We start from the raw sequence: 17,160 nt of genomic DNA, 5'->3' as shown, positions 1-17,160 counted from the left end.
TATTAAAAACCTCCCACTTGGGAGGTTTTTATTTTTTCAGTACAGAGCCACACGCCGTGCAGGATAAAATGATCTTCTCGATATTACATAAGATCATTCATTAAAATCTCATACTCTTCGTTTGCTTCTTCCACTAAATGAGAAAGCTCTAACGCATCAGTAACTGCAAGATTGAACTGCCACGGAGTTGTGTCTTCTTTACCACAGATTCGAGTTTCACACCCACGACTCTCAAAAGACAAATCATCAAACTCTGTGGTGTGGCGCTCTTGAAGTTCAACAATCTCAACTTCTAATTTACCAACAGGGTTGACTTTAACGTGGGCATGTAACTCCGAACTGTTAGACAAACAATAATCTCTATGAACCGCAATCATGGCCGCCTCCTTGGTCTGCCAACTGACAACTCAACATTGAGTGTAGACGAGGGATTTTGAACGTGGCGTGAAATAATAATGAAGATTGATCTGTCTCATTAGAACAGACAACTGTTGTCATGAAGGCATGAGCCAGTATGAATCTCATCTGATTTAAATTGTTCTGAGATCGTAATAGTTGGCATTTACCGAGACTTTCCCTATTATCGAAACAAAATTACTGTGGTCATTCTTTAGAGGTCAGTATGGAGCTTGAAGCCGTTGCTAAAGCACTAAAAGAGTTAGGGCATCCGACTCGTTTAAGTATTTACAAAGAAGTCGTCAAAGCGGGATACAAAGGTATCGCGGTAGGCGGCGTACAAGAAAAGCTTGGCATTCCAGCATCCACTCTCTCTCATCATATCTCGAGCCTTGCTTCAGCTGGTCTTCTCACCCAGCGCCGCGAGGGTAGAACCCTTTTTTGTGTTGCAGAGTATCAGTGCTTAGATGACGTAATTGGTTTTTTAAAAGCAGAATGTTGCGTTAACGAGTGCTCATAAATTTCTAGCAAAAACGAGAGAGTTTGAGTTTCTATTGAACTTCAGCAGAACGTGAATGACGATGAAAAACATACACACCGAAGTTGCTAACCTCGGTGTGTACATCTTCTACTTCGCGACGAGTAACATCGACGACTTAGATGGTACGATTAACTTACCGTCAGTTGGAATGATTTGTTCTGTCATCAAATCAACCCAATTACCATCGATTTTTAATGTCAAAGACTGTTGACGCTGCGATTTATTAAGCACCACAATACCTTTGTCACCTCGCTTAAGTACGAGCATGTCATCGTTACCTTCAAGAACACTCATCGGCTCGCCATGCGTCATATTATGGAACTGGATCATTTTTGCCATTCTCGGATCACTCCATGCACCTTGCCATCTTGGCTGACTATTTTTACCTTTAATACCGCTGGTGTTTAAGTCGGTATAAATCAACGGCACACCACCATCTCGGCCTAGAATATAGGCATAAGCTAACCATTCGTTTTCCTCGTCCATGATGAGATCAAGAAAGACATCATTGTTAGGAATATCATGTGTGATAGCAAATGTAATCGCACGACCGGGGGACAGAGCCTGACCAAAACAATAGGGATCAATCAGAGACTTGAAGCTGCCCTTTTTAGCAAACGCCTTAAACATGGTTGAGAACAAAGGGAAATCGTACGCACCTAGGCGAGTTTCCTGTAGATACGGCTCAAGAAACAGCTGATACTCTTCTTCCGTCGCACCGCCATCGGTAATAATTTCACCAAATATATGCACATCCCGCGTGATGTCGTCTGTCCAAACACGCTTAAGATGCTCTAACGTCATGTGTTTCGCAGCGTCAATACGAAAACCTTTCACACCAATAGCTTTCAGCGCCTTTAGGTACGCTCGCTGCTGCTCAACAACATGGTCACAAACACGAAGAGTTGGCAAGCCAGGATCGGTTGGCCCACCTGTGATACGTCCGTTTTGAACCTGCCACTTATCTTTCCAGTCTTTGATGCCGAATGCTTCAACAAAGTCCTCTTCATCAAAAAGTGGTTGAGATAGATCGCCAAACAACGCTAGCGACTGATATTTCTGTTTGTTGTTCTGGTATTCCTCCAAGACCTCTTGTCTTGGGTACTGAAGGTCTCTGCGAAGGTGGGCCTCATTTGCCATATGGTTAAACACTACGTCGGCATAAACCCACACACCAACTTGCTCCAGCTCACGAACCATATGAATAAAATCTTTGGTATCACCCAAGGCATTATCGATAACACGATAATCTTGTGGTTGATAACGCTGCCACCAGCGCTCATCGTGTGCGCTTTTCATTGGTGGCGAAACCAACACAGAGCCATAACCAAGCTCGCGGATTTCTTTTGCTCGTTGGGCAATGTCAGCATACTTCCAATCAAACGCATGTAAGATAACGTTTGCACCGAATGATTGTGTTTCCTGTGAGCCACTCATGTTGTTCTCCTGCTCGTTTCCACTCACGATTACTTGTTTGCATTTTTTTGTGAGTGAATTCAATAATCGAAATTATAAAAGCTATTCATCAGAGGCACTCACCCTTTTAGCACTAACTCAAGGCTGAAATCGAAGGCGTAGCGACTCATCCATTGCACAGCGATAAATCGTTCTGAGTGAATAACGGGCACACAACATACACCCCAAACAGCCCAACAAAACACTAAGTCATTGTTTTATTTAACAAAAATTTCAATTGAAAAAGATAAAATATAAGACCTACGTACGCCCTAAAGTAGGCCCAAAGGATAAAAATAGCCAAGCCAACCCGTTGAGTAATCAATTGTTAATAAAACGAAACTGGCAGATGGATCACGTTTGGCGCGTTTCAAAAATCCAGTAAATCACCATACCTAGCGTTAAAAGACTAAAGATTTCTGTTTGTATCTGTCCCGAAATGACTTCAAAATGCGAAACTTAGCTTATCTCTATGGGGTATGCTCTACCTTGGAGGATAATAATGAATATCAAAGAATTTTCTGACCTCGTCGGGCTATCTGCTCATACTCTTCGATACTATGAAAAAATCGGTTTACTTAAACATGTCCATAGAAACGCGAGTGGACATCGAATGTATAGTTCGAAAGATCTAAACTGGATAAGCTTTGTTAAGCGTTTAAAAGAAACTGCAATGCCACTTGAAGAGATTCTAGAGTATGCCAAATTAAGGGAAGTCGGCTCTCAATCTGTACCACAACGTCAAGCCCTGTTAGAACAACACCAAGAAAACCTCAAACGCCACATTGAGCAACAGAAAAAGCACTTATCGGCTCTAGAAGAAAAAATTGCCTTGTATAAAAGCGGAAAAGTTCGTTGACTTAGAGTTAACTCTAACGATTAAGGTGTGTTTACGTTTATTCACTAGGAACATACCGATGGAACAATCACGCTTTAACAAAGGATTAGAACTACTCTCTCAAATTGATGGCGACGCTGGTCATAATGTCATCGAAACCTTACAAGATATTTGTCCAGATTTAGCTCAGTACACCATTGAGTATCCGTTTGGCGATATTTATGCTCGCCCGGGCTTAGACCTAAAATCGAGAGAAGTCGCAACCGTCGCCGCGCTAACGGCAATGGGGAATTGCGCGCCGCAACTAAAAGTGCACTTAAATGCAGCGCTGAATGTAGGCTGTAGCGAGGATGAGATTAAAGAGATCATTTTGCAGATGTCCGTCTACGCAGGTTTTCCCGCGGCATTAAACGGCATGTTTGCATTCAAAGAAGTGCTAGCGGAAAGAGCAGAGTAATAACGACGTTGAAATCAATTTAACCGCAATTAAAAACGGCCCTTGGGGTTCGGGCCGTGATTAAAACAACGAGTGAATTAGCGCTCAGGAGTTTCAAGCAGTTTAACCGCGCAATCTACCGCGTTGTTAATGCCTTGACTGCTCTCCAACTTGCCTGAACTTGCAGGACCAAGGGCACAAGAATACAAAGCCAGCTGCTTATCGAACGGCAGATCCAACTGTTCATAGAGATTTTGTCGGATTCTTGCATGTTGTTCTGGTTCTTGGTTAGCAAGGCTAATCAACGTTTCATAAATAAGCGTTTTCATGTCTTTCCCTTTTCACTTTATTGCACGGGGTGCATATATATTGTATCCATTTGGGAAGCACAAATCAGAAGCTAGGTCACAGAACGCGTCGCTAAAAAAGTTTATGTGCGCGGTAAATTGCAATACAAACCTAAAGCCGTTTAGAAAAAGGGCAACTGATAACTCGATAGATCAGCCGATTAACTAGCATTCGCCGCTGTTTGTTTATAATCGTGTCCGATATAAACAAAAACGTCGCTGTATCAGCGACGTTTTATCTCGACTTTAGTTAATCGAATTTTTTAGTTGAAGTGCACTAGCATTTCAACGTCATCGCCTTGCTCTGGAGCCTGAAGAGCGAAGTGCACGTACCCTGCTTCAGTAACAGGAATCGCAAGGTATTCATTGCTGCCTGCATAGTTGGACGCATACTCGTGCTGCTCTACTGTAGGCCAATGCTCCCTACTCGCGTATAGATCGACATTACCAGTTTGAGAGTGAGCCGTTAGCCATACACGAACCTCTTCAACACCTTCAGGCACATAAACTGCTGCATAACGCTGCTTGTGAACGGTAAGCATTTTGGCTTCACCAGACTCTAATACCACAGGAGCTAAATCATCTTGCACCTGGGTTGGCGGTGTTTGCGCTTCCACTTCTAACGCAGCCACAAGATTCACTGAGTCATAGCTATCACGTCCAGTTAAGCTGATGTAGTAACGACCCGCTTTAACGTAACCATCTTGCTCTGGTTCAAACACAATCTCTTCATTGCTGCCATCAGCATATTGACTCATTTCGAAATCATAGTAATGCGCTACTTTGTTGTAGCTCATGTAAAGATCCGCATCACCCGCACCCTCAATAGATACATTGAAGTTAACGGTGTTGGCTGGAACATCAACGTAGAACAGTTTTTCGCTGTATGCTTCGCCACTGAGCTGAAGGCTTTGGTTCGCCGTCAATTCAGTCACTTGTGCTTCAGGGCTTGTTGGTTCTGTTGGCTCTTCTGGGTCTGTACCAGGTTGCTCAGGTTCCACTTTTAATGTGTCCAACCAACGTTCAAACTCAGCATCGTATTGTTGACCTAAAGACGTCACCTGCTGTGCCCATTGTTCGAACTGGCCAGAGCGCGACAATGCCAACAAGCTTTCGACGTCTTGTGGATGATTTTCTAACATGAATCGAACAGCTAGATAACCCCAACGATAGATACGATTGGTATCGTGAGAGTACGTGGTATCAAACACAGTGGAAAGGCTAAGTTTACCATCTGCAATCAGCTCAATCGCAGCTTGGTAACCTTGCTTGTAATGCATATATTCAGCAAAACCTTCTAGCCACCAAACAATATGACCATGAGCCAAGTTATCGCTGAACGAACCGTATTGGTTAAATCGTGCATCTAAATAGTGCGTGTATTCATGTTCTAGGTTCAAGATAGAGAGATCTTCACCATTCGCGTAGCGATAAGCGACGAAACGCGCAGTATTGTCCGCTTTTGAAGGGTCACCTTCTAGGTACTGACCACCGTTGTCCGTTGTATTACCAAATAGGAATGAAGAGTAATCAACGTAACTAGTGTTACTCGCGAATACCGCCACTTCAACACGATCATTCAAATCATCAGCGACAGGTTGATTACCCGTATTCGCAACTCGATGGAAGTCGGCTTCTTTTGCCGCTAGCACTTCACACGCTTTCGCTGCTTGAGCATCGGTCAGATCCTCAGAGCGAATAATGGCAGGTCCCTGACATTCAAAACGATTTGGCATTACACGTGCAGCTAAATCTTGCTTGGCTTGCTCAATATTCAGACCATTTAGGCCTTCTGGTGCGTAGTAGCTCATCATTTCAACGGCAGCAAGCCATAGTTTGTCATGCTCACTACCCAGTGGATAACGCTGCATCACCTGTTGCATTACTGCCAATGCTTTGCGTTTGGTCTCCTGATCTGGGCTCGCGAGCAAACGACCAGTTTCACGTAATGCATTGAAAACGATAAAGCTTGCATCCGTATCTAATGCCCAAGCATTATCAGATGCGAATTTCACCAACGTATCAATATGGTGTGTATTGTTTGCCATGTATCGGTAGAACGCATCGTTCGCCGCATGGCCTGCCATAGAGCGGAACAAGTTGTTTAAACCATCGACCCATTGCGTGTCCTGCGCGGTTTCACGATTAAAGTGCATCAACGCGGCCATCATGCTATCCATGGTCAGCGGCAACTGCTTAACGTTATCAACCATCAAAGTCAGGCTCTTCATTGCACCAACTTGTTCACGACCTTGATCCAAAGCATGAGGGTTGTTTAGGAATAGGTTCGTCGACTGAGCAAAACGCTGACTCAACGCTTGCGAAAACTCAGGTGTACCAGTACCAGCGTTGTAGCGAACGTAGTAGGCCGCTCGAATAAATTCGCCTAGGTTCTCTAGAATACGAGCTTGATCTGCTTCACCACGATAGCGAGCGATTTCTTGATCCAGCGCGACTTGGATACGGCTTAGGCTCGCTTCACTATAGATATCATTCAGCGTTTCTGAAGGTGCTGAAAACCAAGCGTGGTAGCAATCATACTCAGCACCAGAAACGGCAGTAGCCAGATCTCGCGATTGTTGTAAATCAGCAACAGCACACTGATTTTGTGCAAAAGAGAAGCCAGACACACTCGCTAGCATACAAGCAAGCGCCAAACGATGGCGCGGGAAAAAACGGATATGAGACATAACAACACTCATTGATTATTAACATACATTGAGTGGGGGTTTATATTCTTTACAGCTCAAACAGTGAAATCAGTGTCATAAAATTTATGAAACCGCTCCCAAAAATAGGTCTTTTACTCTAATTGAATGGGAGCAATCCCACTCCAAAAAAACTCACAATTATCAATAAAAACATTAATTTACCTTTTTCTAAATTATCGCTTAATAAAGAAAATGGTTCTAAAACGTTCCTCTTTAACCTTTCCAATGGAGTTCAAGGTAGTCAAAAAGTGTAACTGATAGCTTGACTCATGATGCCATCTGTTTGTGTTTACAACTCACTCCAAAAATACACAATCAAGTGCGCATTAAAAATTAACATTAATGCTAGATGTGCCACCGAATTAGAAGCATTCCTCTTAGAGTGGTCGATGAGTAAACAAAGCGAATATTTAGCCAGAGAGAATACATATTACTTTGTGGTTTAGTCTGCGGCCATTTTGATGTGGAACCATATTGAACGACACGGGATCTAAACTTAATGAATACAGAACCAAGGAGCGAACAAAAGGAACGCTTTGTGAGGTTCGCCTCTGAACACGTGTAAGTTTCAAATCAAACATCCCCTATTCTGAAGTCACTCTTGCATTAGTTAACTTAGCCAATAAGCGGCCAACGCGATCGCGCATTTCACGTCTATCGACAATCATATCTAACGCACCATGCGCTAGTAAAAATTCACTTCGCTGAAACTCGTCTGGTAACTTTTCACGTACCGTTTGATCAATGACACGTCTTCCCGCAAAGCCAATACTTGCTTTAGGTTCACCAATATTGATGTCTCCTAACATGGCTAAACTCGCCGAGACGCCACCATAAGTTTGGTCCGTCAATACTGAGATATAGGGTAATCTGTGCTCAGATAAGTGGTTTAACGCGGCGCTGGTTTTTGACATTTGCATGAGTGCCACCAAAGACTCTTGCATGCGCGCCCCTCCGCAAGCGGAAAAACATACTAACCCAGATTTTGTATTAATTGCGCTTTCAACTGCTCGGACAAACTTCTCGCCAACCACTGCGCCCATCGAGCCTGCCATGAAAGAGAATTCGAATGCACACGCAACAACAGGCAGCCCCAATAACTTGCCCTCCATCACCACCAACGCATCTTTTTCTCCAGTCGTTTTCTGTGCTAAAGCAATTCGCTCTTTATATCGCTTTAAGTCTTTAAAACCCAAAATATCTTGTGGCTCCAACTCACTTGCCAACTCTTGTTGTGTTCCATGGTCCAGAAAAGAGATCAACCTTTGACGCGCAGCCATTCTCATGTGATATGAGCATTTAGGGCATACTTCCAAATTTTCTTTTAACGCGGCACGATAAAGTATTTGTTCACACTCAGGACACTTTGTCCAAACGCCCTCAGGGATAGACGCTTTGCGCGAACCTATTATATTTTTATTCTCAAATAACCGTTCTAACCAGCTCATAAATTCACCACTATTGATTACGTTCTAGCGCGATATCTCGTTGTTTGTTCGCTTAAACTTGTAAATAAAATTGTATGTAACTTAGTACAGGGATAAAGTGCGATATGCTGGCTTGATAATCCAATAAAGTGGGATAATGAAATGTTTGATAACGTTGACCAAATCTGGTTAAAAAGTTTTCACTGTGTTTATGAGAACAACAGCTTTAAGCGAGCCGCTGAGTGTTTGAATATACCAACATCAAATATCAGCCGACACATTGCCCTGCTTGAAGAAAAGTTAAACATTAGGTTGTTCAATAGAACAACAAGGCGAATGACGCCTACCGAGGCTGGAGAAGAGCTCTATAGCAGCACTCGTCCGTTATTGGAGCAACTCAACGCCGCACTAGAAACTGTAACGCGCCACTCGCACACGGTAACAGGGGAACTGCGAACTCTTATGCCAGACACACCTGTACTGGCCAAAGCGGTTGTCACCTTTTGCACGCAATACCCGTCAATCTCTTTGTCTTGCGATACAACGCTAAACCCTAAAGATGATGTTATTGACAGCTTTGATGTCATTTTGAGTTTTCATAGAGGGACTTTGTCAGACAGTAACTGGGTGGCGAGAGAGATAAAACGCTGGCCCAGTGCCATTTTAGCCGCGCCTCAACTAATTGAGAAATACGCCCCCCCTTACAAAATTACGGATCTAAGTCATGTTCCCTGCATCACGACGCTTACCGCAGTAAATGGTGCACCATGGGTATTCAGAAACCCTGCTGGGGGCCATATTACTCAAACTGTGCAATCTTCATTCAAAGTAAACAGCGGTCATCTCGCCAGATATGGCGCGTTATCAGGGCTTGGATACGCAATATTGCCAATTGAGTCATGCCAAAATGAGATCAAAAATGGTGAGCTAGAAATCGTCACTCTAGAGTACGAACCTGAGGATTTAGTGCTTTACGCCTTTTACTCGTCAAGAAAACATGTAGCTAAGAAAATATCTATGTTTGTTGAACATTTAAAGCAAAACGCAAAACTTAACGCCTAGCTAAGCTTTACTCAACTAATTTATCGTATTCTGTTTTATCGTCTAGAAAGGACAAACACCGCTAAGCGATTTGAGACTCGATTTTTTCAAATAAAAAAGCCAGCAATTAACATTTACTGGCTTTTATTAAAGAGGGTCAGTTGGCGTTTAGATTCTAAACGCTCCTACGTGACGATCGAGTGTTCGCGATAGCTCCGCGAGTTGTTGACTTGATTCTTCTAGTTGCTCACTCGCTGTTAGCGCACTTTTCACTGAGTGGCTGACGGTATCCATGTTCATATTAATTTCGTTTGCTACCGTTGATTGCTGTTCTGTTGCGGTTGCTACTTGAGTATTGATATCTGAAATAGTCGTCACTTGTGCAGCTATTGCTTCTAAAGCCTGTCGAGCTAACTCAGTTTCTGCCGTTCCTTCTTCAATAAGAGTCTTACTATTACTCATTGAATTCACCGCACTTTGAGCTTCAGTTTGTAGCTGGTGAATCATATTGTCAATTTCATCGGTAGAATGAGCCGTTTTAGTCGCTAGGTTGCGAACTTCATCAGCGACTACTGCAAAACCTCGGCCGGCATCACCAGCGCGTGCCGCTTCGATAGCCGCATTGAGAGCCAATAGATTGGTTTGCTCCGAAATACCTCTAATCACCTCTAGAATACTACCAATCGACTGAGTATTTTCAGCAAGACTCACGATAATGTTGGAAGTGCTGTTCATCTCGTTTTCAAGATTCGTCATCGCCGTTTTGGTTCTTTCTAGCGTCGTGTAGCCATCTTGCGCTTCATTACTTGCTGCACTCGCAGCATTTGCTGCTCCGGCAGCATTGGAGGCAATTTCATTGACCGTCGCAATCATTTCGTTCATGGATGTGACAACCAGCATGGTTTGCTCGTTCTGCTCTTGCCCTCTTGTGAGCGCTTGTTGAGATTGCCCACGCAAAGCGACAGCTGAACTATTAAGCTCCACACCAGTATTTACAACTTGTGTAATAATCTCATGTACTTTCCCAACAAAAACGTTGAAAGCAGAAGAAATTTGCGCGACTTCGTCATTACCTTTCGCTGGCAAACGAACGGTTAAGTCTCCGTCTCCTTTTGAGATGTCTTGTAGAGCGTCTTTAAGCGCAGAAAGCGGTCTCATCAGTTTATTTAGCAGAAGTGACAGAATCAAAACACACATAACGAAGATCGCCACCATAGAGATCAACTGGTAAGTAATAATTCCATTCGTCGCTTGGCTCACTTCGGTAATAGGAATACCGATATCAAAAGTACCGTATAACTGACCATCCACATAAATTGGTGCCATGATGTCAAACACCCATACTTTCTGGACATCGGCATACCACTTTGAGTACTGTTGAACACCTCTCGTCGCGCCTTCAACAGTATATTCATCGTTATAGGTTTTGTTCAGCTTGTGCTTATCACTGTGGGCTACTGCCGTTACGTTACGGTCAATTACAACGGCATAACTCACGTCTGAACGTTGTTTCAGCCCCTCAACAAGCGATTGTAAATCTTGCATTGGATTGGCTGAGTTCTCCAAAATATAACTCGCATTTCCCGCTAGAAACTCAGCTTGAACTTGGGATTTGTTTAAGATGATGTCATCGATTTTCTGACTCGAAATTAGGTACGTTGATGCCATACTCGCCACGACAGCAATACCAAACATGGCGCAGACTGCTAATAAGATGATTCTTTTCATTATAATTGTCTCAATACAATTCAATTGATGCTCATTAATCGAGCGCTAAGCCTTTCTTCTCCAAAACCAACCAAACTGCATTTTGGGTCTGTTTGGCAGAGCAAGACATAACTTTATAACTATGTATCTGCTTGGTTCCCGATTACTTTAGACAGAAGGAAAAAAAGTCTTCAAAACGTCACATTTCTACGAGGTTTGGCGAAGGGACGAGTACGCAAAAGGAAACGTTTGCATAGTTAAATTTAACTATGCGACCAAATTGGTATCGAACATTAAAGAAAAGAGTGCTAATTAGCGTTTTGCCGTCGGGAGCGCTGTGGTCAGTGCTCCCGTTTTATCATTTAGTATCTCAGGTTCAGATATTAGAGCCACAATCGCAGCGGTTGTAATCCGAGATGCTTGGTGAAGCGAGAATGACTTGGTTTGTAGATATGGCAGCGATGTCAGAGCGAGTGATTCTCAATCAAGAATCGGCAGCAAAATATGCAAACCCAGGCATGAAGCCATTGCCCATAAAAAAGAAAGGAAAAAAATCTTTACCACAGAGTTTAACTTGTCAGCGATATGTATCCATGCATACCCATGTACAAACCAACTGCACTGATCAAGACGCCCGATAAGTAAGGAGCTCGACGTGCAACATCATTCAAACCGCTCCATTTAGATGTCGCTTTTTGCACGCCCACTGCTGCCACAACGCCAACAGCAACCAGAGTCAAGGCTAAGCCAATACTGAATGACACAACTAAAGTCGCACCAAGAGTCATTGCCTTAAGCTGCAAACAGATAAGCAAAACCGTTACCGCAGCAGGGCATGGAATCAAACCGCCCGTTAATCCAAACAGCAGAATTTGCCCATTCGTCACGTCTCGATTCTCAAAGCGTTTTTGAATGTCTAAAGCGTGAGCGCGTTCGTGAGCATCTTGATATTCCTTATCTTCGCTTTCTAAATGAGAACCAGAACGGAAATGTACATCAAAGTCATGGGTATGATCATGGTGCCCGATGATCAAAGTGACAGAAAGTCCATTAGAGACTTCAATGCAAGACGCCGATTCCAAGTATCCATCACGCTCTATAAAGTGATAGATATCAGCAGGTTGATAACCATCACTCGATACCGAAACCTTGATACCTTCAGCAGTTAAAGGTTTACCGCTGAGTGTTCGCAATTGGAAACGGTGATGCTCCCCTTCCTGTGTAATCGAAAGCGAAACATGCCCATGTCCTGTATCCACAACTTGCGTCGTCCAGTCGCGAGCATGATCCTGAGCTTTGTTCCAAGCTCGCTCATCGCTCCATGTCCGCCAAAACATCCATACGCCGGTTGTCACGATAATGACCCCAGAGATAAGTTGCATCCATGGTTCAGCCGCTTCAGCGGTGAATTTCTGGCTAATATACATCCCGCCAACAGCGATTAACCATACAATTGCAGTGTGAGAAAGTGTGGCAGCTAAACCTAGCATCACGGCTTGTTTGACCGTTCCTTTCACCGCGACAATGAACGCCGCCATCATCGTTTTGGAGTGCCCAGGTTCTAAACCATGCAAAGCGCCAAGCAAATGGCACTGGGAATAAAGAACCACCCATTACCTTGTTGTAGTAACGCGACAAAATCCATTGTTGTTCTCTGTTGTTGATTCTAATTTATCGCAAACTATACTCCCCCCTAGTATTAAATACTACCCCCCAGTATAAATTGAGTGCTACATTATCAGTTAGAATAACTCGGCCCGTAACGTAAAGAAGATAAGACATGTCGCATACAACCAGAGATCAAAAGAAGCTCAACACTCGAGTCAGTAAAATACAGGGTCAGGTGAATGGACTTAAAAAAATGCTGGAAGAAGAGCATGAATGCCAAGATGTGTTGCAGCAGATTGCCGCTATTCGGGGAGCAGTAAATGGTTTGATGCGAGAAGTAATTAAAGGTCACTTACTTGAGCACGTTGTACTTGAGGAAGACAAAACTCAACGTGAAAAAGATATGGAAGTCGTATTAAAAGTACTGGACTCTTATATAAAGTAACCCTACTTCGCTAGAGTAAAGTCACTAGGGTTAAACTCGAATAGATCCTTTATAGGTAATCGCTTACTAAGCGGGAAATAAAAATTCCATTTCATATTGATTAAGTTGAAAATGGAACCTATATCGGTTCAAGTTAAATAGTTTATTTATAAGAACTAAAACGGCCCAAACATAGGGCCGTTCATATTATTAAAAAACTCTAAACTATCTGATAAAAATACATATTGTGATAGGTTTTTACTTTATGGAAGAGTACAAGTAAACCTTTATACCTCTTGTAATTCGACGTGCTTAGCGCTGTAAGATTTTGTAAATGCAACACACCCCAAAAGTACAGCAAGTGGTAACACAGGATCAAAGATTGAACCATGAGATCCGAAGAATAAGTTAAGAATCATGACTAATGAACCACCAATAGCCCAAGCAATTGTTGTTGGAATAGTCCAAATAATGAGTTGTTTCTTAACCTCAGTCACCCCCATTAATCGATTAACAATATGGAATAGCGAGTCATTAAAGTAGCCAGCAAATAGAGATCCCATCGTAGCTGCCGTCGCTGCGAATAAAAGGTTAACGTCAGGAATATTCACTAAAACTGGGGCAGATATAGAAGCAGCGGTTATCATGGAGACTGTACCAGAGCCCTGAATAATACGAACTAACGTCGCAATAATAAATGGAATCATAACCGCAGAAATAGGAAGCCCTGCAACTTGGTTGGCAATCTCTGCGCCCGCACCCGTTTCACGCAATACGGCACCTAACGCGCCACCAGCTCCTGTTACTAACAAAATGATGCCACAAGTGGAGATTCCTTGTTCCATCTTTTCATTCGCTTCTTCTTTGGTAAGGTTATTACCCAATGTGTAAACCGCTAGTAACGTCGCTATTGATAGTGCAATAGTAGGGCTGCCGATAAAAGCGATAAATTGACCAAATGTTGTTGCAGTCAGCCCTTCGAAACCGAAAGTCCCCTCTAATAAACCCATCACTGATTTCGCAAGTATAAGTAAAATAGGGATAATAATTGGAGCGATAGATTTACTTAAAGATGGTAGGTCTTTCGCTTCTTTACTTGCAATGTACTCTTTGTGATCATTAATCAGTTGCTCACTAGACTTCGAGAAATGTTCGGTTGGAATGAATTCAGGAAACTGCTTTTCTAACCATCTTGCATACCAAACAATACCCATGACACAAGGCGCTGCGATCATCAAACCAAAACCTAACATGCTGGCAAGATCGACACCAAAGATACCAGCAACGCCCAAAGGTCCTGGAGTCGGCGGAATAGCGTGATGCGCTACGACCAAGCCGCCCGCCAGAGCAACCGTAAGCGTTAAAATCGAGCGATTGGACGTTTTTGACAAAGACTTCGCAATTGGATAAAGAATGATAAGCGCGCTATCCACAAAGATTGGGATGCTAACAATATAGCCAGTTACAGCAAGAGCGGCCTCTTCTTTCTTTTTTCCTAACCACTTTATAAAATTATAGGCAATACTTTCTCCTGCTCCAGAAGCCTCTAAAATAGCCCCCATCATAACGCCGAGACCGATGACAATCCCTATACCGCCTAATGTTCCACCAAATCCTTTGCTAACGGTCGCAATCGTGTCGTCAACACTTAACCCACCAATAATACCTGCGATACATGCCGCAATTAACATCGCAATTAACACATGTACTTTTGTACGTAATACAAGAAAAACAAGGACTGATACGGCTACTATTAGTCCAATTACTGAGGTTGGTAACATTAGACAATCTCCATATTGTTAACAGAAATAAATTGTTGTAATACATCCTTGAAATTACTGTCTGATTTAAATCCAAGCTCCAGTTCTTTAGTACAATCAATTTTTTGTGGCCAACTACTCACAATACGATCAATACCCGCATCATGCTCATAGGTAATATAATTAGAAAGTTGTTTACCCATTAGAGTGTCCATTGTTTGAATCATCTCAGCTGGTGTAGTTTGAATACCAGGTAAATTAAGCGTTCTATAGGACAGATTATTTAACTGCTCATAAGGCATTAGCCCTGCATATTGAATATTGTCCACCACTCTAGACGGGCTCGATATCCAAAGTTTTAGCGTAGGGTCTACAGGACAATTTGATTCTTGAGCATTCAAAGGCTCACGAATAATTCCGCTTACGAAAGAGCTAGCGGCAAGGTTTGGTTTCCCAGGGCGAATACAAATAGTCGGTAAACGTACGGATACAGCTTTAACAAAGCCTTTACGGGCATAGTCGTTCACCAATAACTCACCTATAGCTTTTTGCGTCCCGTAGGATGACTGAGGATGAAGTGCTGTTATTGGTGTAATCGTTTCCGGAAGATCACCACCAAATACAGCTAAAGATGAAGCAAACGTAAAACGAATATTAGGGTTTACTTTACGGCAACGCTCAAGCAATAACTGTGTGGTCGTCAGGTTTACAGCTACGCCTAAATCAAAATCTTGCTCAGCATGGCTCGATACAATTGCCGCTAAATGAAAAATGTGTGTCGTTTCGGCAGTAATAACTTGGTCTATATTTTCTCGCTTTGTCATATCCATGACTAAAGAAACGACTCGGTCATCAATGCCCTCTAAGCGCGACTTTTGAATGTCGACAATAGTAATACTTTCAGCTTTGTTTTCTTTTAGTAGTGATTTGGCAAGTAGGGTTCCGAGAAAACCCGCCCCTCCAGTTATGATAATATTCATAGTCACGACCCTTTGTTTTTGTAATTGGTTTCAAGTTATTTATGGATAGAAATTAAAATTGTTATAGGTATGGTTTAACCCAACTAAGGCCCAGCTGCGTGCTATGCCTTGGGTTGTATTCACAACCGATCCAGCCTTGGTAACCAGAGTCATCCAAAACATTGAATAGGTGTGGGTAATTCAGTTCGCCTTCCGATGGTTCGTGCCTTTCAGGCACAGAAGCAATTTGAATATGGCCTGTGTATGGCGCCACATCGCGAATCAACGTACTCAGATCACCGTCCATAATTTGTGCGTGATAGAGATCGAGCTGCAATTTCACGTTTGGACGAGCCACTTGTTTGATGAGTTCCACCGCTTCACGTTGATGTGCAACGAAGTAGTTCGGTACATCGCGATTGTTGAGTGGCTCAATCATCAGCTCAACACCATGTTCGGCAAACTTATCCGCTGCATAACGAATGTTTGAGATAAAGGTTTCAATATGCTGATCACGAGTGAAGCGTGAATCAACAATGCCAGACATAGCGTGAACCTTTTTACAGTTCAGTGCCTTGGCGTACATCAGCGCAGTCTCGACGCTCGTTTTAAATTCATCCTCACGCCCCGGAATAGCTGCAAAACCTCGTTCACCTGCATCCCAATCACCTGGAGGCATGTTGAATAACGCTTGCTCAAAACCAAACTGCTGTATCTTGCTTGCTAGTTCTTGCGCTTCGAATGCGTATGGGAAAAGGTATTCCACCGCTTTGAAGCCCGCTTGGTGTGCTTTTTCGAAACGATCTAGAAAAGGAACTTCTGTGAATAACATTGTCAGATTTGCCGCGAATTTAGCCATTACTTACCTCTCCCTTTTAGGTCTTGAATCTCAGTATCCGTTAAGTAGCGGATGTTGCTGTCTTTAAGAATGAACGCTAGCTTCGCTGTCTCTTCTAGCTCTTCTGCGTTATCCACTGCATCTTCAAAGTCCGTACCCGTGATCACTGGACCATGGTTCGCCAGGAGGAAAGCTCGGTAGTCACTAGCCCGTTGCGCAAGTTCTTCAGCAATCTGAGGGTCGCCCGGGCGCAGGTACGGAATCACTGGCAGTTCGCCAATGCGCATTACAAAGTAAGGTGTAAAAGCTTTGATGGCATTCTCGCGATCTAGACCTTCAAGACAAGAAAGCGCCGTCAAGTAAGTAGAATGCAGATGCACAATCGCATTACACTTTGAGTTATTTCGATAAATCGCCAGATGAAAAGCGACTTCTTTTGATGGCTTTTCACCAGAGATATGGTTGCCATCAATATCCACAACCGAAAGCTCTTCAGCAATCAAGCGGCCGAACGAAGAACCAGTTGGCGTTGCCAGAAAGTGTCCATTAGGCAGTTTTAGAGAAAGGTTGCCAGCGCCGCCAGTCGCATAGCCACGTTCAAACATAGAGCGCGCCATAGTGACCATTTGCTCTCGCAGTTGTTGTTCTGTCATCAATTCTTTATTCATCACA

At 43.2% G+C, this 17,160-nt stretch carries 15 protein-coding genes and 1 pseudogene; 5 read left to right on the top strand and 11 right to left on the bottom strand.

The window, feature by feature from the left end; genetic code table 11:
• Nucleotides 1-83 precede the first annotated feature (83 nt).
• Nucleotides 84-377: a hypothetical protein gene (locus tag R7H07_RS09970; protein ID WP_005375389.1), complete on the bottom strand. Its 294-nt coding sequence runs from the start codon at nucleotides 375-377 to the stop codon at nucleotides 84-86.
• Nucleotides 378-622: 245 nt separating this feature from the next.
• Here R7H07_RS09970 and R7H07_RS09965 point away from each other — a divergent pair, with 245 nt between their 5' ends.
• Nucleotides 623-916 carry an ArsR/SmtB family transcription factor gene (locus tag R7H07_RS09965; protein ID WP_005375388.1) on the top strand — a complete coding sequence of 98 codons (294 nt, stop codon included), beginning with the start codon at nucleotides 623-625 and terminating at the stop codon, nucleotides 914-916.
• A gap of 108 nt (nucleotides 917-1,024) precedes the next feature.
• On the opposite strand, the gene R7H07_RS09960 is transcribed toward R7H07_RS09965, so the two are convergent.
• A complete protein-coding gene (locus R7H07_RS09960) occupies nucleotides 1,025-2,374 on the bottom strand; it encodes an alpha-amylase family protein (protein WP_206958967.1) in 1,350 nt (449 codons plus the stop codon).
• A 520-nt stretch (nucleotides 2,375-2,894) separates the two neighbouring features.
• Between R7H07_RS09960 and R7H07_RS09955 the strand changes: the two genes are divergently transcribed.
• On the top strand, nucleotides 2,895-3,251 hold the full coding sequence (locus R7H07_RS09955; RefSeq protein ID WP_005375386.1) for a MerR family transcriptional regulator: 357 nt from the start codon (nucleotides 2,895-2,897) through the stop codon (nucleotides 3,249-3,251).
• Between the two features lie 58 nt (nucleotides 3,252-3,309).
• On the top strand, nucleotides 3,310-3,687 hold the full coding sequence (locus R7H07_RS09950; RefSeq protein ID WP_206958969.1) for a carboxymuconolactone decarboxylase family protein: 378 nt from the start codon (nucleotides 3,310-3,312) through the stop codon (nucleotides 3,685-3,687).
• A 77-nt stretch (nucleotides 3,688-3,764) separates the two neighbouring features.
• Here R7H07_RS09950 and R7H07_RS09945 read toward each other — a convergent pair whose 3' ends face one another.
• From R7H07_RS09945 to accD, 3 genes are all read right to left on the bottom strand, one after another.
• Nucleotides 3,765-3,995, bottom strand: coding sequence for a PAS factor family protein (locus R7H07_RS09945; RefSeq protein ID WP_005375384.1), 231 nt, complete (start codon nucleotides 3,993-3,995; stop codon nucleotides 3,765-3,767).
• A 281-nt stretch (nucleotides 3,996-4,276) separates the two neighbouring features.
• Nucleotides 4,277-6,703: a M9 family metallopeptidase gene (locus tag R7H07_RS09940; RefSeq protein WP_206958971.1), complete on the bottom strand. Its 2,427-nt coding sequence runs from the start codon at nucleotides 6,701-6,703 to the stop codon at nucleotides 4,277-4,279.
• A gap of 605 nt (nucleotides 6,704-7,308) precedes the next feature.
• A complete protein-coding gene (gene accD, locus R7H07_RS09935; RefSeq protein ID WP_206958973.1) occupies nucleotides 7,309-8,172 on the bottom strand; it encodes an acetyl-CoA carboxylase, carboxyltransferase subunit beta in 864 nt (287 codons plus the stop codon).
• Between the two features lie 141 nt (nucleotides 8,173-8,313).
• Between accD and R7H07_RS09930 the strand changes: the two genes are divergently transcribed.
• Nucleotides 8,314-9,213, top strand: coding sequence for a LysR family transcriptional regulator (locus R7H07_RS09930; RefSeq protein ID WP_064376759.1), 900 nt, complete (start codon nucleotides 8,314-8,316; stop codon nucleotides 9,211-9,213).
• A gap of 147 nt (nucleotides 9,214-9,360) precedes the next feature.
• On the opposite strand, the gene R7H07_RS09925 is transcribed toward R7H07_RS09930, so the two are convergent.
• Both R7H07_RS09925 and R7H07_RS09920 read right to left on the bottom strand, forming a co-directional pair.
• Nucleotides 9,361-10,920 carry a methyl-accepting chemotaxis protein gene (locus R7H07_RS09925; protein ID WP_017635256.1) on the bottom strand — a complete coding sequence of 520 codons (1,560 nt, stop codon included), beginning with the start codon at nucleotides 10,918-10,920 and terminating at the stop codon, nucleotides 9,361-9,363.
• Nucleotides 10,921-11,468: 548 nt separating this feature from the next.
• Nucleotides 11,469-12,544 (bottom strand): annotated as a pseudogene (locus tag R7H07_RS09920) (nickel/cobalt efflux protein RcnA).
• A 135-nt stretch (nucleotides 12,545-12,679) separates the two neighbouring features.
• Here R7H07_RS09920 and rcnR point away from each other — a divergent pair.
• On the top strand, nucleotides 12,680-12,952 hold the full coding sequence (gene rcnR / locus R7H07_RS09915; protein WP_005375370.1) for a Ni(II)/Co(II)-binding transcriptional repressor RcnR: 273 nt from the start codon (nucleotides 12,680-12,682) through the stop codon (nucleotides 12,950-12,952).
• Between the two features lie 266 nt (nucleotides 12,953-13,218).
• Here the strand turns inward: rcnR and R7H07_RS09910 are convergent, their stop codons facing one another.
• From R7H07_RS09910 to R7H07_RS09895, 4 genes are all read right to left on the bottom strand, one after another.
• Nucleotides 13,219-14,712 carry a GntP family permease gene (locus R7H07_RS09910; protein ID WP_005375369.1) on the bottom strand — a complete coding sequence of 498 codons (1,494 nt, stop codon included), beginning with the start codon at nucleotides 14,710-14,712 and terminating at the stop codon, nucleotides 13,219-13,221.
• Nucleotides 14,712-15,671 carry a D-erythronate dehydrogenase gene (denD, locus tag R7H07_RS09905; protein WP_005375367.1) on the bottom strand — a complete coding sequence of 320 codons (960 nt, stop codon included), beginning with the start codon at nucleotides 15,669-15,671 and terminating at the stop codon, nucleotides 14,712-14,714. The genes R7H07_RS09910 and denD overlap by 1 nt, the downstream gene beginning before the upstream one ends.
• A 61-nt stretch (nucleotides 15,672-15,732) precedes the next feature.
• Nucleotides 15,733-16,509: a 2-oxo-tetronate isomerase gene (otnI, locus tag R7H07_RS09900; RefSeq protein ID WP_005375365.1), complete on the bottom strand. Its 777-nt coding sequence runs from the start codon at nucleotides 16,507-16,509 to the stop codon at nucleotides 15,733-15,735.
• Nucleotides 16,509-17,156 carry an aldolase gene (locus tag R7H07_RS09895; protein WP_005385078.1) on the bottom strand — a complete coding sequence of 216 codons (648 nt, stop codon included), beginning with the start codon at nucleotides 17,154-17,156 and terminating at the stop codon, nucleotides 16,509-16,511. The genes otnI and R7H07_RS09895 overlap by 1 nt, the downstream gene beginning before the upstream one ends.
• Between the last annotated feature and the right edge of the window lie 4 nt (nucleotides 17,157-17,160).

The organism is Vibrio sp. Vb1127, assembly GCF_033338735.1.
In the GTDB taxonomy this organism is placed as follows: domain Bacteria; phylum Pseudomonadota; class Gammaproteobacteria; order Enterobacterales; family Vibrionaceae; genus Vibrio; species Vibrio alginolyticus.
The sequence above is the reverse complement of the archived record's forward strand: the minus strand, read 5'-3'. Positions and strand labels throughout refer to the sequence as shown.